Raw genomic sequence first — 15,228 nt, forward strand, 5'->3', positions numbered from 1 at the left:
GTTGTCGATCTACTCTGGACGTGCCATAGGCCCTTGGGTCAGGCCCGTCAGGCTATCAGAGGTAGCGCTAGCGTATCTCGATGGACGGAAGCTGTTTCACGACGTCGTCCAACGTCTTGATCTGTGCCAGGAAGGGCTCGAGTCTATCAAGCGGCAAGGCACATGGGCCGTCACATTTTGCCGAGTCGGGATCCGGGTGCGCTTCCAGGAAGAGCCCGGCGATACCGACGGCAACCCCGGCACGGGCCAGGTCCAGCACCTGCGCACGGCGTCCGTCCGCACTGTCGGCGCGTCCGCCCGGACGCTGCAGTGAGTGGGTGACGTCAAACAACAGCGGGAAGCCGGTGTCTTTCATCTCGCCGAAACCGAGCATATCGACGACCAGGTTGTTGTAGCCAAAGCTGGAACCGCGCTCGCACAGCAGCAGCCGTTCGTTGCCGGCCTCACGGAACTTGGTGATGATATGGCGCATCTCGTGGGGGGCAAGAAACTGGGGCTTCTTGATGTTGACCACCGCCCCGGTCTCGGCCATCGCCACCACCAGATCCGTCTGGCGCGCCAGAAACGCCGGCAGCTGGATAACGTCAGCCACCTCAGCGGCGGGCGCCGCCTGGTAGGGCTCATGAACGTCAGTAATCACCGGCACATTGAAGCGCGACTTCACCTCGTCGAGGATCGCAAGCCCCTTGTCCAGCCCAGGCCCACGGAAGGAATGCACCGAGCTGCGATTGGCCTTGTCGAAGCTCGCCTTGAACACATAAGGGATATCGAGCTTGCCGGTCACCTCGACGTAGGCCTCGGCCACCTCGAGCGCCAGCTCGCGGGATTCAAGCACATTCATCCCGGCAAACAGCACCAGGGGCAACGAATTGCCGGCCCTCAGGCCGGCAAACTCGATAATACGCTGGGCGTCAGACATCAGTATCACTCCTGATGGGTGGACTGGGCGCGGGTGCGCTTGGCCTTGTGCCCGAGTGCCGCATTGACGAAACCGGTAAACAGCGGATGCCCGTCACGCGGCGTCGAGGTGAATTCCGGATGGAACTGACACGCCACGTACCAAGGGTGATCCGGCAGCTCGACCATTTCCACCAGGGAGTTGTCGACGCTGCGACCGGAGATGACCAGTCCTGTCTTCTCGAGCTCTTCAATAAACTGGTTATTGACCTCGAAACGATGGCGATGACGCTCGACGATGACCTCGTCGCCGTAGGCGTCACGCGCCTTGGACCCCTTGGCCAGCCGGCACTCCTGGCCGCCCAGGCGCATGGTGCCGCCGAGATCAGAGGCCTCATCCCGGATTTCGATCTTGCCCTCCGGATTGAGCCACTCGGTGATCAGGCCCACCACCGGATGCTGGGTATCGTGGGTGAACTCGGTGGAGTTGGCATCGTCCCAACCTGCCACATGCCGAGCGTACTCGATCACCGCTACCTGCATCCCCAGGCAGATGCCCAGGTAAGGAATGTCGTTTTCACGGGCGAAGCGCGCGGTGGCAATCTTGCCTTCGACCCCGCGCTCACCAAAACCACCTGGCACAAGAATCGCGTCCTTGCCTGCCAGCCGCTCGGTGCCGTGACGCTCGATATCCTCAGAGTCGATGTAGTCGACGTTGACCTTCACACGGGTCTGGATACCCGCGTGGATCAAGGCCTCGTTGAGCGACTTGTAGGCGTCCAGCAGCTCCATGTACTTGCCGACCATGGCGATGTTGACCGACTTCAGCGGATTGAGCTTGGCATCGAGCACCTTGACCCACTCGCTCAGATCGGCCTCGCGGGCTTCCAGACGCAGCTTGTCGCAGACGATGTCATCAAGGCCGTGCTCGTGCAGCATCAGCGGAATGCGATAGATGGTGTCGGCATCCTGAAGCGGCACCACCGCACGCTCTTCGACGTTGGTGAACAGCGCAATCTTGCGACGCTCGGTCTCTTCCAGCTCGACCTCGCTGCGGCAGATCAGGATGTCCGGCTGGATACCGATAGAGCGCAGTTCCTTGACGGAGTGCTGGGTCGGCTTGGTCTTGGTCTCACCTGCCGTCTGGATGTACGGCACCAGGGTCAGGTGCATGAAGATGGCGTTACTGGCGCCCTTCTCGCTGCGGATCTGACGGATGGACTCAAGGAACGGCAGTGACTCGATGTCGCCAACGGTACCGCCGATCTCGACCAGCGCTACGTCGAACCCTTCACCACCCTCGTACACGCGACGCTTGATTTCGTCGGTGATGTGCGGAATCACCTGCACCGTACCACCGAGGTAGTCACCACGGCGCTCCTTGCGCAGCACGTGCTCGTACACTCGGCCGGTGGTGAAGTTGTTGGCCTGGGTCATCTTGGTCCGGATGAAGCGCTCGTAGTGACCCAGATCCAGGTCCGTCTCTGCGCCATCCTCGGTGACGAACACCTCGCCGTGCTGGAAAGGGCTCATCGTGCCCGGATCCACGTTGATGTACGGGTCGAGCTTGAGCATGGTGACCTTGAGGCCGCGAGCCTCGAGAATCGCCGCCAGCGAGGCCGACGCAATGCCCTTGCCAAGAGAGGACACAACGCCGCCGGTCACGAAGATATATCGTGTCATGGAGAACCTGTCGAAACGTGATCGGTAGGCCCGGCAGGAAGCCGCGCCAGGATGGGACGACAGACTAGCAGAATTCGATCAACGGCTCAATTTGCACAACAGGGAAGCTTCTTCTCTCTGCCCAACTCGCCAGCGCTTTGGCGCCCGCCCAACTGATCGAACGGGCGCCAGCATCACTCTCGGTTTCTAGATATCGAGGTAGTCGAGGATGCCCTCGCCCGCCTGGCGGCCTTCATACACGGCGGTCACCACGAGATCGGAGCCGCGTACCATGTCACCACCGGCGAAGATCTTTTCATTGGTGGTCTGGAAAGCAAAGCTGCCGTGCTCCGGCGCTTTCACCCGGCCACGCTCGTCAACCTCGATACCAAAGGTCTCGAACCAGGGGGCCGGACTAGGCTGAAAACCGAAGGCAATGACCACGGCATCCGCCGCAATGATTTCCTCGGATCCTGGCACCACTTCAGGACGACGACGTCCGTTCTCGTCGGCCTCGCCCAGCCGCGTGCGCACCACCTTGACGCCTTCGACTCGCTCCTCACCGACGACCGCCACCGGCTGCCGATTGAACAGGAAGTCGACACCTTCCTCCCGGGCATTGGCTACCTCGCGACGGGAACCCGGCATGTTCTCTTCATCACGACGATAGGCGCAGGTGACTTCCCTGGCACCCTGCCGGATGGCGGTACGGTTGCAGTCCATGGCCGTGTCGCCGCCACCCAGCACCACCACCCGCTGACCTTCCAGAGACACGAAGTCCTCGGGGTTCTTTTCGAAGCCCAGACGATGATTGACGTTGGCGATCAGGTAGTCGAGCGCCTTGTGCACGCCGGGCAGATCCTCGCCCGGGAAGCCACCTTCCATGTAGGTGTAGGTACCCATGCCGAGGAACACCGCGTCGTACTTCTCGAGCAGCTCGTCGAAGGCAATGTCCTTGCCGACTTCAACGCCCAGGCGGAACTCCACGCCCATCTCCTCGAATACGGCGCGACGACGCTCCATGACGGTCTTTTCAAGCTTGAATTCCGGAATGCCGAAGGTCAGCAGACCACCGATCTCGGCGTACTTGTCATACACCACCGGCTTGACCCCATTGCGCACCAGAATGTCCGCGCAACCGAGCCCGGCGGGTCCGGCACCGATGATGGCGACCTTCTTGTCGGTCCAGGTCACCTGACTCATGTCCGGGCGCCAGCCCATGGCAAAGGCCGTGTCCGTGATGTATTTCTCCACGGAGCCGATGGTCACGGCGCCAAAGCCATCATTGAGGGTGCAGTCACCCTCGCACAGGCGATCCTGGGGGCACACCCTGCCGCATACCTCGGGCAGCGAATTGGTGCGATGAGACAGCTCTGCCGCCTCGAGAATGTTGCCCTCGCTGACCAGTTGCAGCCAGTTGGGAATATAGTTGTGAACAGGGCACTTCCATTCACAGTAGGGATTGCCGCAGTGCAAGCAGCGATGGGCCTGACTCGCCGCATCCATGGGCTTGAACGGTTCGTAGATTTCAGCGAACTCACGGGCGCGGGTGCGCGCCGCTTTCTTCTGCGGATCCTGACGACCGACGTCGATGAACTGGAAGTCGTTGCTCAAACGGTTTGCCATGATGTTCTCCTGCCTTGTTCGGGACGCCGTCGGGTTATTCGGGCTGACGCGTGGACTGGGCGAGCAGACCGCTCAGGCTCGCCGCCTTGGGCTTCACCAGCCAGAAATGGCGGATGAAGTCGCTGAAGTCCTCAAGGATCGCCTGGCCGCGTTGTGAGCCGGTCTCGGCAACATATTCCTCAATGGTCTCCCTCAGGTGTCTCCGATAGGCCTCCATGGCCTCGGTATTGACGCGATGGATCTCCACCAGCTCGTGGTTGTAGCGATCCACAAAGCAGCGATCTTCGTCGAGCACGTAGGCAAAGCCGCCGGTCATGCCTGCACCAAAGTTGACGCCAGTTTCACCGAGCACGCAGACGATGCCGCCGGTCATGTACTCACAGCAGTGATCGCCAGAGCCTTCGATGACCGCATGGGCACCGGAGTTGCGCACGCCAAAGCGCTCGCCGGCCGTGCCCGCGGCGAACAGCTTGCCACCGGTCGCGCCGTACAGGCAGGTATTACCGATGATCGCTGTCTTGTGGCTGTCGAACTGACTGTTCTTCGGCGGCGTGATGACGATCTTGCCACCATTCATGCCCTTGCCGACGTAGTCGTTGGCATCCCCTTCCAGGTACAGGTTGAGCCCGCGAGCGTTCCATACACCAAAGCTCTGACCCGCCACGCCGGTAAAGCGTGCCGTCACCGGGGCATCGTCGAGACCGGCCTCGCCATACTGCTTGGCAATGGCGCCAGAAGTCAGCGCACCCACCGAGCGATCACAATTGGTGATGGTGAAGGACACGTCGGCCCCGGCCTTGGACTCGATCGCCGACTTGAGCGCATCGAGCACCTCGAGGTTCTTGGCACCAGGGTCATGTGGCACGTTGCGGCTGACCTGGCAGGACTGGGGCGCATCTGCCGGCACGTGATCGTTGGCCAGCAGCGGCGTCAGGTCCAGCTTGTTCTGAGACGGCGTCAGCCCTTCAAACACCTCGAGCAGATCGGTGCGGCCAATCAGGTCGGTGAGCTTGCGCACCCCTACGAGCGCCATCAACTCACGCACTTCTTCGGCAATGAAGCGGAAGTAATGCTTGACCATGTCCACCGTGCCGCGGAAGTGCTCATCACGCAGATACTGCATCTGGGTCGCCACGCCGGTGGCGCAGTTGTTCAGGTGACAGATGCGCAGGTACTTGCAGCCCAGGGCCACCATCGGCGCCGTACCAAAGCCGAAGCTCTCGGCACCGAGAATCGCCGCCTTGATCACGTCGAGACCGGTCTTCAGACCGCCGTCGGTCTGCAGTCGAATCTTGTCGCGCAGGCCGTTGATACGCAGCGCCTGATGCACTTCCGGCAGGCCCAACTCCCAGGGCGAACCGGCGTGCTTGATGGAGGTCAGCGGACTTGCCGCGGTACCACCGTCATAACCGGACACGGTGATCAAGTCTGCATACGCCTTGGCCACACCGGTCGCGATGGTGCCGATACCCGGCTCAGACACCAGTTTCACCGACACCTGGGCATCAGGATTGACCTGCTTGAGGTCGAAGATCAGCTGAGCCAGGTCCTCGATGGAATAGATATCGTGATGTGGCGGCGGCGAGATCAAGGTCACCCCCGGCACCGAGTAGCGCAGACGGGCAATCAGCTCGTTCACCTTGCCACCCGGCAACTGGCCGCCTTCACCAGGCTTGGCACCCTGGGCGACCTTGATCTGCAGCACTTCGGCATTGACCAGATAGGCCGGAGTGACACCAAAACGACCAGAGGCGATCTGCTTGATCTTGGAGCTTCTGATAGTGCCGTAACGTGAGGGGTCTTCACCGCCCTCACCAGAGTTGGAGCGCCCACCGGCCTCGTTCATGGCCTGCGCCAACGCTTCATGGGCCTCAGGAGACAGTGCCCCCAGGGACATGCCGGCGCTGTCGAAGCGTGGCAGCAGGTCCTCGACCGGCTCGACCTCCTCAAGCGGAAGCGGCTCGGCGGCGGGCTTGAGCTTGAGCAGGTCACGAATGGTGGCTGGGTCACGCTCATTGACCAGTTGGGCAAACTTCTTCCACTTGCTGTAGTCGCCCTCCTGCACCGCCTCCTGCAGCGCTTTCACCACATCGGGGTTGTAGGCGTGATACTCGTGCCCGTGAACGTACTTCATCAGGCCGCCCTGGGAAATACCCTTGCGCGGCTTCCAGGCGTCCTTGGCCAGCGCCACCTGGGTCAGCTGAATCTCGTTGAAGCCAGTACCCTGAATGCGCGACGCCATGCCGGTGAAACACAGATCCATGACTTCCGAGGACAGCCCCACCGCCTCAAACAGCTGGGAGCCACGGTAGGACGCCAGGGTCGAGATACCCATCTTCGACAGGATCTTGTAGAGCCCTTTTTGCAGGCCCTTGCGATAATTCTCGCGAGCATCAGCGGGGTTGCCAGAGAGCTCACCGCTACGGTGCATATCGGCCATGACCTGATAGGCAAGCCATGGATAGACCGCCGTCGCCCCGACACCGAACAGCACCGCCATCTGATGCGCGTCGCGGGCATAGCCGGTCTCGACGATCAGGTTGACGCGAGGACGCAGGGCCTTGCGACCGAGTTCGTTGTGGATCGCCCCCACCGCCAGTGCCGGATGGATCGGCACCTGCCCCTGGGGAAGGTCAGCGTCGGACAGGACCAGAATGACCTTTTGCTCATGCACCGCGGCTTCTGCCTCGCGGCAAAGCTCCAGCAGCGCAGCCTTGAGCCCCTTCTCTTCCGGGTCATAGCCCAGCGACAGGGTGTGACTGGCGAAGGCGGGGTCGTCCTGACTCACCAGGGCGGTGAACTTGCGTGGCGACAGGATCGGGGTGGTCAGCACGATCCGGTGGGCGTGTTCCGGGGTCGCCTTGAACACGTTGCGCTCGGCGCCGATGCAGGTCTCCAGCGACATGACGATGGCTTCACGCAGCGGATCGATGGCCGGATTGGTCACCTGGGCGAACTTTTGACGGAAGTAGTCCGAGAGCATGCGATGCTTGCCCGACAGGACCGCCATGGGGGTGTCGTCACCCATGGAGCCGACGGCTTCCTGACCGCTTTCTCCCAGCGGGCGCAGCACCTGGTCGCGCTCTTCGAAGCTCACCTGGAACATCTTCTGCTGCACCTGCAGCGTTTCAGGGTCCATGTTCTTGAAGGCGGCAAGCTCGGTCAGGGCAGACTCGAGGAACTGGGCTTCCTGCTTCAGCCAGCGCTTGTAGGGATAGGCAGACTTCAGCCGCTCATCGATGTCGCTGGTGTGCAGCACCTCACCGGTCTCGGTGTCCACCGCCAGAATCTGACCGGGACCGACACGTCCCTTGGCGACCACGTCTTCGGGCTTGTAGTCGTAGGTGCCGATCTCGGAGGCCAGGGTGATGAAGCCGTTCTTGGTGATCACCCAGCGGGCCGGACGCAGGCCGTTGCGGTCAAGCATGCACAGCGCCTGACGCCCATCGGTCATGACCACGCCGGCAGGACCGTCCCACGGCTCCACGTGCATGGAGTTGTATTCGTAGAAGGCGCGCAGGTCGCCGTCCATGATTTCCACGTTCTGCCAGGCAGGCGGCACCATCATGCGCACCGCACGGTGCAGCTCCATGCCACCGGTCAACAGCACCTCCAGCATATTGTCCATGCTCGAGGAGTCGGAACCGGTGGTGTTGACGATCTGGTCGAGGCTGGCGATGTCGGGCAGCCGCTCGGAGATGAAGTTCTCCTTGCGCGAGTTGGCCCAGCCACGGTTGGCCTCGATGGTGTTGATCTCGCCGTTATGGGCCAGCAGACGGAACGGCTGAGCCAGCGGCCAACGGGGGGCGGTGTTGGTGGAGAAGCGCTGGTGAAACACGCAGATAGCGGTTTCCAGGCGCTCATCACCGAGGTCCTGATAGAAGGCCGGCAGGTCTACCGGCATGACCAGCCCCTTGTAGGACACCACTTCACTGGACAGCGAGCTTACATAGAAGTCGGGCTCATGAATCAGGGCCTGCTCGGCCAGACGACGAGCCATGAACAGGGAAACATCAAACGCTTCTTCCCCCGCACCCGGCTCGACAAACAGCTGACGGATCCGCGGCAGGCAGTCGAGGGCCATGGGACCACAGACACTGGGGTCGACCGGCACGTCGCGCCAGCCGATGACCTTGACACCACGCTGGGTCAGGCAGTCTTCCAGTGTCTGTCGGGCGGCCGTCTCGCGCTGGTCGTCATCCGGCAGAAAGATCACCCCTACGGCGTAGCGATCCCCCAAGGCCACATCAAGGCTCTCCTGAGCCACCTGACGCATGAAGCCGTCGGGCATCTTCAACAACAGCCCGCAACCATCGCCGGTCTTGCCGTCGGCCGCGATACCACCGCGGTGGGTCATGCAGGTAAGGGACTCGATGGCAGTGCTGAGCAATTCATGGCTAGCCTGCCCTTCCATGTGGGCGATCAGGCCAAACCCGCAGTTGTCACGGAACTCGCCAGGCTGATGAAGACCTTTGTTCATGGGCGCGCCTCGGGTGAAAGGGTTGTAGTCACAGCATTTTCGCGATATTGTTATCGGTTTTTCTTTTTATTTAGCGCCCACTCGGGCCATCGCTAACTGCAGGAAAAATGGGTTCCCAGCATAGCCAGCACCCCGCCCTTGCGCAATTACCCGCGACCTCCACATAGATAAAAAAACACCGTAAATCTGAAGGTTGCACAGACAGGCAAGAAAAAAAACGTATCAGGTCAACCACTTGGAAGTGTTTTCCAGCAAGTTCGACTACCCCGATTTCGCCACTAGACTTTAGTCGTAAAAACTGTCGACACCCCATGCCGATCAGGCATATGACATACTGATCGACGCATGAACGCTGTTCGTGAACCTGCTCGTCAGCCGCTCTGATTGCCTGTGACTGGCTGACAGACTGACGGAATACCCCCCCCTTGCATCAGTCTGTCGCGAGCGACGCTACCCTCAGACACGCAAACGCCCGCACAATGGCGGGCGCCGGCGATCCACGCTCGAGCAAAACCGGTCGGGCACTACCCCCTGCCGCAGCCCAGCATCAGCAACGCGGGAACTCCTTGATGCAATCGTGAAGGACCGCGGATGGCGTCTGATCATGGACGCAGGCCTTGCCGAGCTCCTGCAGCAGGATCAGTCGAATGCGATCGTCGAGATTTTTCTTGTCGAGTTTCATGCGTGACACGAAGTCCTCCACACTCATCTCGGCCGGCGCCGACACCGGGAGACCACAGCGCTCGATCAGCCGCCGTGTGCGGTCGACCGCTTCGCTATCGATAAATCCGAGCCGCATCGACAGGTCGGCAGCCATCATCATGCCCGCTCCCACTGCCTCGCCGTGCAACCAGGCACCGTAGCCCATATGGGCCTCGATGGCATGACCAAAGGTATGGCCCAGATTCAACAGCGCCCGAACACCTTGCTCGGTTTCATCCAGGGCCACGATCTCGGCCTTGATCGCACAGCTACGCTCGATGGCCGTGGCCAGAGCCACGTCATCCAGCCGACGCAGCGCGTCGAGCTGCTGCTCCAGCCATTCGAGAAAAGCGCGATCGTAGATAAAGCCGTACTTGATCACCTCGGCAAGCCCGGCGGACAACTCCCGCTGGGGCAGCGTCGCCAGCGTCGCCGTATCGATCAGCACGGCACGGGGCTGCCAGAAGGCACCAATCATATTCTTGCCCAGGGGATGATTGACCCCGGTCTTGCCTCCCACCGAAGAGTCCACCTGAGATAACAGCGTGGTCGGCACCTGAATGAACGAGATGCCACGCTGATAAGACGCTGCGGCATACCCGACCATATCCCCGATCACCCCGCCACCCAGGGCCACGAGCGTCGAGCGGCGGTTGAAGCCAGCCTCCAGCAAGGCATCCCAGATGCGCGACACCCCTTCGATATTCTTGTACGCCTCCCCATCGGGCAGTACCAGGGTTTCGATACGCAGCGTTTCGTCCGCCCGGGCGAGCGCCGTCGTCAGGCGCTCGAGGTAGTGCGCCGCCACGGTCTCATTGGTCACCACCATCACCTGCCGCCCGGACAGGTGCGAGACCAGGCGCTCGCCCTGGTCCATCAGTCCCGCACCGATATAGATGGGGTAGCTACGCTCTCCCAGGGAGACGTTCAACGACAAGGGATCAGCAATCGATGCGGTGGTCATGAGGAAGCCTTGCAAGTCAGGGGGTCGAGAAGACGATGGACACGCCGCACGATATCGTTGACCACGGAGCGCGGTCCGCGGCGATCCGTACGCACTACCAGGTCGGCGGTGGCACGATACAGCGGGTCGCGCAGCGCAAACATGTCACGCAAAAGCTGCTCGCGATCACCGCGCTGCAACAGCGGACGGTTGCGATCCTTGGCGGTACGCTTGAGCTGCTGTTCCACGGTGGTATAGAGATAGATGACGGTGCCACCCTCCCGGATGCACTGTCGATTTTCCTCGCGCAGCACGGCGCCACCACCCGTGGCAATGACGACCTGATCGTAATCGACCAGCTCGCTGATCATGCTGCTTTCACGATCACGAAAGCCACTCTCGCCCTCGACATCGAAGATCCAGGGAATATCCGCGCCGCAGCGTGCCTGAATCTCATGGTCGCTGTCGTAGAAGGGACGTGACAATTCGGCCGCCAGCAGGCGGCCGATGGTGCTCTTTCCAGCCCCCATGGGGCCTATCAGAATCAGGTTCGGTACATCCTGCATCAGTGATTCGCCAGGCCGTCGTCAAGTATCCGGGGTGTAATGAATACCAACAACTCTACCTTATCGTTGACGTCCTCGGTATAGCGAAAAAGCCTACCCAGCACCGGCAGGTCACCCAGCAAGGGGGTCTTGTAGAGGGTATGCAGCTGCTGCGTGGTCAAAATTCCGCCCAACACCACGGTTTCACCGTCATCCACCAGCACCTGGGTCTGAATCTCGTTGGTATCAATAGCGGGCTCGCCGTCGATGCTCTGCTCGGCCAAGGTATCGTTGTTGATGGTCAGATCCATCACCACCCGGTCGTCACCGGTGATCTGTGGCGTTACCTCCAGCGCCAGCACGGCCTCCTTGAACTCGACGTTGGTGGCGCCACTGGAAGTGGACTCCTGGTAGGGGATCTCCGTACCCTGCTTGATCAGCGCCGCATGCTGATTGGAAGTGATCACCCTGGGCTCGGAAATGGTCTGGCTCTTGCCTTCGCTCTCCAGCGCTCGAAGCTCCAGGTCCAGCAGCACGTCACCGGCCAGATAGCCGATGTTGAAAGAGTTACCCGCTTCCAGGGCATCTCCCAGGTCCACGGACATGCCGCCGTAGGTATCCCCTCGATTGCCCGAAATCACATCCCCGATGGTGATATCCCCACTATCGCCGACGGTCTTGCCATGGCGACTGCTGACACCCCAGTTGACGCCGATTTCCTCGGCGGTATTGTCCCTGGCGACGACGATACGCGCCGAGATCTGTACCTGCTTGACCGGCACATCGAGCCGCGCCAGGGTTCTTCTGATCTCGAGCAGCTGAGCCGGCACATCCTGGATCAGCAAGGTGTTGGTGCGCGGATCCGTGGCGACCCTGCCGCGCTCGGTCAGCAGACCAAAGCCACTCTCACCTCGCAGCAGCGCCGCCAGCTCACTGGCCTTGGCATAGCGCACCTCGACATGCTCCGTCACCAGCGGCTCCAACAGGTCGCGTCGAGAAGCGGCCTCCAACGAGAGCCGGTCCCGCTCGGCAAGCTCCGCCACCGGGGCCACCAGCAGGATATCGCCCTGGCGGCGACTACCCAGCCCCTGGGTCTGCAGCACCATCTCCAGGGCCTGGTCCCAGGGCACGTTATCGAGATTCAGCGTGACGCGACCACTGACGCTATCACTGACCACGATATTGAGGCCGGTGAAGTCACTCAGCACCGACAGCACGGAACGCACCTCGACATCCTGGAAGTTCAGCGTGATCGGCGCGCCCTGATAGTCCGCCTGCGGATAATCTGCCGCCTGCACGCTGCAGGACGCCACTCCCAAGATGACCGGCACGAGCCAGAGCAACAGCCCCCGCCTGCGGTGCTTGCGGCCCTTCATCGGGCTGCGCCATGATTTCATCAGTCTCTGCATGTTCGCCCCGCGTCATTGAGTTGCTGTGGCGACGACGGACCCTGCTGGCCCTTCGCCCACCGACACCAGGCGATCCCGCCAGGCATAATGCTCCGGATCATCGGCTTCCAGCCTGACCGCATCGGGTTCGATGGCTGCCACCTTGACCGCTGGAGAGGCCAGCGACTGCCCCTCCATTACGGCATGCACCCGCCCTCCAGGCGTCTCGAACAAGGCCCAGCGCTGGGACTGGCGCTCCAGCACCCCGACCAGGGTCAATTCGTCCAGAGCAAAGGCGGCCAACCCTTGGGGGTCGCGCTGCACCTGGCCGGCGAAGCGAAAGGGGCTTCTCGACTCGGCATACAGGTAGTGAAGAATCGGAAGCTCAACGCTCTCAGGCAGCTCTCCTGCCGGCTGGCGCCATTCGGTGGTCAGCGCCGCCGCCAGTCGTTCATCCAACGCTTCCAGGCTGTCGTGTTCACAGCCCGTCAAGACACAGCCCGTCATGACACAGGCCAGAAGCAGCCACAGACGGGTGAACTCTCCCCGACAGCGGCTGCTCATTGACGCCGTACCTGCTCATCGGAGACGCGCACAGCGGCGGCCGACGCATCGCCAATACTGTAGGTCTGCACCCGAGCACTCAGCTCAAGCTGGCCTTCCACGGGCAGCAGACTGAAGTCGTGAATGGTCACCAAGCGCGGCAGATTGGCGAGGTCAGCGATAAAGCCACCGATGGCGTGATATCCCCCCCGCACCCGCAGCTCGAAGGGACGCTCCACATAGAGCGCCAGCGGACGAGGCTGCCCCAGCGCCAGCTCCTGCAGTGCCAGCCCCCGGGCTCTGGCCTCATCCCCGATACCTTCAAGCAGCGAGGGGATATCAGCCCCATCCGGCAGCATCTGCCGACGCTCGCTGACCATCTGATCCAGATTCACCAGCACGCGCTTCATGCGATCCAGCTCCGCCAGCTCACGCGCCCGCGCCTCAAACTCCCCGATCGCCTGCTGCTCCTGCAGCTCAAGCTGCTCCAGGCGTATCGCTAGCGGTCGCACGTAGCACACCAGCGTCACAACAAGCGCAACGCAAAAGGCGCTGGAGCCCACCAGCACGCGCAACATCCATGGCCAGCGCCCGGCCTCACCCAGCTCCAACCGTCGCCAGTCGACCACACCCAAGCGACGCCACTCTTCCCTTAGGCGCAGCCACCGGGAGCGCGATGATGGCACCCCCGCTATCGCGTCGGCCCCATGCCCCACCGCCCTGCGCCGATCCAGTGACGGCATCATGGCCTTGGCCTCTCGACGGCGTGGGACGCCAGCTGCAACTGCACGACAAAGTGCTGGCGACCGTGCTGTGCCCCTACCCGAGACAGCTGCGGCTCCAGGAACGTCGGCACTCGCTCAAGGGCACGCAGTTGCTCGACCAGGCACGCACTGTCGACCGCCTCCCCCTCGAGGATAAGCGCATCATCGCGGCGCTCGACCCGGTCATAACGCACGCCATTGACCAGCGTCGCAGCCAGACCATTGACCACATCCAGGGTCTGCCGACGCTGGTCCTGCAAGCGAGACAGCAGTGCCTCTTCCTGGTCAAGCAGCGCCAGCTGCCGGTCAAGGTCCGCCATTTCCCGCGACGTTGCCTCGAGCTGCGTCATCGCCTGCTGCACGTGCTGGTCGCGCTCAGCCATCAACGACAGCTGCCACTGCAGCCACAGCGACGCCAGCAAGGCCACTCCCACGCCTGCTGCTGCAGCCATGACCACCGTCAGCCAGAAGCCATGGGTGCGCCGCACCCTGGCCGCGTCGCGCCAATCGAGCAGATTGATGCGCACCCGGCTCATGCCCGCCCCCTCAGCGCCAGGCCACAGGCGGTCAGCAGCGCGGGGGCCTCGGCGCGCACGGCGTCGACGTCCAGGGATGATGCAATGCTCATGCCCTCCAGCGGATCGACCAGGCTGACCGGCAATCCGATCGACTCAGATAGCCGTTCGGCGAAGCCGCCGATCAGGCTGGTGCCCCCCGCCACCAACAGGCGACTCAGCGGGCGAAATCCCCCCGACACGCGATAGAGCTGGAGCGAGTTTTCGATATGGCCGATCAAGGTATCGAGAAACGGCAGCAGCACGGCATGCCCATAGTCCCCCGGCAAGCCGCCGCGTTTCTTGGCGAAACCCGCTTCATCAAGACTCATGCCGTAGTGACGCTGGATGGCCTCGGTCAACTGCATGCCGCCGTAAAGACTGTCGTGGCTATAGATGATCCGCCCTGCCTCAAGCACATGCAGCGCATTGAGATAGGCACCAACATCCACCAGCGCCAAGGCCTCATCCCCCATCTGCAGACGCCGATAGAGCCCAGCCATGGCTCGTTCGATGGCAAAGTTCTCCACATCGACGGCGGCCGGCACCAGCCCACTGGCCTCCAGCGCCTGGGTCAATTGCTCGACATCGTGGCGTCGACACGCCACCAGCAACCACTCCCGAAATGCCGGATCATCGACACACTCACCGAGGCATTGAAAGTCGAATGCCACCTCACGGAACGGAAACGGAATGTGCTTGTCAGACTCCCACTCGATCCGGGCTTCGACCTGGTCCTCGTTCAAGTCCGCCGGGAAACGCAGCAAGCGTGTGATCGCCGCTCCAGAAGGGACCGCCACGGCGGCATGCCGACTGCGCGGGGCGGCGCGCTCGACGACACGGGACAGGACCTCGATCACCTCGCCCATATCGCGAATACGGCGTTCGACCACGGCTCCCTGGCGCAAGGGTCCCACCGCATGGCTGACCACTCGGTGGCCACCCGCTACCGACTCAAGCTCGATCAGCTTGACCGTGGCAGACGTGATATCCACACCCACCAGGCCATTGGCCCTTGAGGTAAACCACATGTCGTCGTCGCATCCGCAGCTATGGCATGCACCCGATGCACATTACCGTGGTGCCAGCCTAGCCAACCGTAGGCAAGAGGTTACTGATCTATG

At 62.1% G+C, this 15,228-nt stretch carries 11 protein-coding genes; all 11 read right to left on the reverse strand.

The annotated features are described in order from the left end of the window. Window positions 1-67 precede the first annotated feature (67 nt). The 11 genes from kdsA to pilM all read right to left on the reverse strand — a co-directional run bounded on the left by kdsA (window position 68) and on the right by pilM (window position 15,135). Window positions 68-919 carry a 3-deoxy-8-phosphooctulonate synthase gene (gene kdsA, locus JF545_RS05935; RefSeq protein WP_206940210.1) on the reverse strand — a complete coding sequence of 284 codons (852 nt, stop codon included), beginning with the start codon at window positions 917-919 and terminating at the stop codon, window positions 68-70. Between the two features lie 5 nt (window positions 920-924). Further along, window positions 925-2,580: a CTP synthase gene (locus tag JF545_RS05940; RefSeq protein WP_206940212.1), complete on the reverse strand. Its 1,656-nt coding sequence runs from the start codon at window positions 2,578-2,580 to the stop codon at window positions 925-927. Window positions 2,581-2,766: 186 nt separating this feature from the next. Then, window positions 2,767-4,185 carry an FAD-dependent oxidoreductase gene (locus JF545_RS05945; RefSeq protein ID WP_206940214.1) on the reverse strand — a complete coding sequence of 473 codons (1,419 nt, stop codon included), beginning with the start codon at window positions 4,183-4,185 and terminating at the stop codon, window positions 2,767-2,769. A gap of 34 nt (window positions 4,186-4,219) precedes the next feature. After that, window positions 4,220-8,665 carry a glutamate synthase large subunit gene (gene gltB / locus JF545_RS05950; protein WP_206940215.1) on the reverse strand — a complete coding sequence of 1,482 codons (4,446 nt, stop codon included), beginning with the start codon at window positions 8,663-8,665 and terminating at the stop codon, window positions 4,220-4,222. 547 nt (window positions 8,666-9,212) lie between these two features. Further along, window positions 9,213-10,331 (reverse strand): 3-dehydroquinate synthase, encoded by a 1,119-nt coding sequence (gene aroB, locus JF545_RS05955; RefSeq protein ID WP_206940217.1) that lies wholly within the window; start codon window positions 10,329-10,331, stop codon window positions 9,213-9,215. Beyond that, complete coding sequence (aroK, locus tag JF545_RS05960) at window positions 10,328-10,876, reverse strand: shikimate kinase AroK (protein ID WP_206940219.1); 549 nt, start codon at window positions 10,874-10,876, stop codon at window positions 10,328-10,330. The genes aroB and aroK overlap by 4 nt, the downstream gene beginning before the upstream one ends. Next, window positions 10,876-12,252 carry a type IV pilus secretin PilQ gene (locus JF545_RS05965; protein WP_347401313.1) on the reverse strand — a complete coding sequence of 459 codons (1,377 nt, stop codon included), beginning with the start codon at window positions 12,250-12,252 and terminating at the stop codon, window positions 10,876-10,878. Before JF545_RS05965 ends, aroK begins: the two co-directional genes overlap by 1 nt. A gap of 24 nt (window positions 12,253-12,276) precedes the next feature. Beyond that, on the reverse strand, window positions 12,277-12,807 hold the full coding sequence (locus JF545_RS05970; RefSeq protein WP_206940222.1) for a pilus assembly protein PilP: 531 nt from the start codon (window positions 12,805-12,807) through the stop codon (window positions 12,277-12,279). After that, on the reverse strand, window positions 12,804-13,532 hold the full coding sequence (locus tag JF545_RS05975; RefSeq protein WP_206940224.1) for a type 4a pilus biogenesis protein PilO: 729 nt from the start codon (window positions 13,530-13,532) through the stop codon (window positions 12,804-12,806). The genes JF545_RS05970 and JF545_RS05975 overlap by 4 nt, the downstream gene beginning before the upstream one ends. Beyond that, window positions 13,529-14,086: a PilN domain-containing protein gene (locus tag JF545_RS05980; RefSeq protein ID WP_206940226.1), complete on the reverse strand. Its 558-nt coding sequence runs from the start codon at window positions 14,084-14,086 to the stop codon at window positions 13,529-13,531. The genes JF545_RS05975 and JF545_RS05980 overlap by 4 nt, the downstream gene beginning before the upstream one ends. Then, the gene (pilM, locus tag JF545_RS05985; protein ID WP_206940228.1) at window positions 14,083-15,135 is read right to left on the reverse strand and encodes a type IV pilus assembly protein PilM; all 1,053 of its coding nucleotides are present in this window, start codon (window positions 15,133-15,135) and stop codon (window positions 14,083-14,085) included. The genes JF545_RS05980 and pilM overlap by 4 nt, the downstream gene beginning before the upstream one ends. Window positions 15,136-15,228: the final 93 nt, after the last annotated feature.

Origin of the sequence: Halomonas litopenaei (genome assembly GCF_017303055.1) — a bacterium.
GTDB lineage: Bacteria > Pseudomonadota > Gammaproteobacteria > Pseudomonadales > Halomonadaceae > Halomonas > Halomonas litopenaei_A.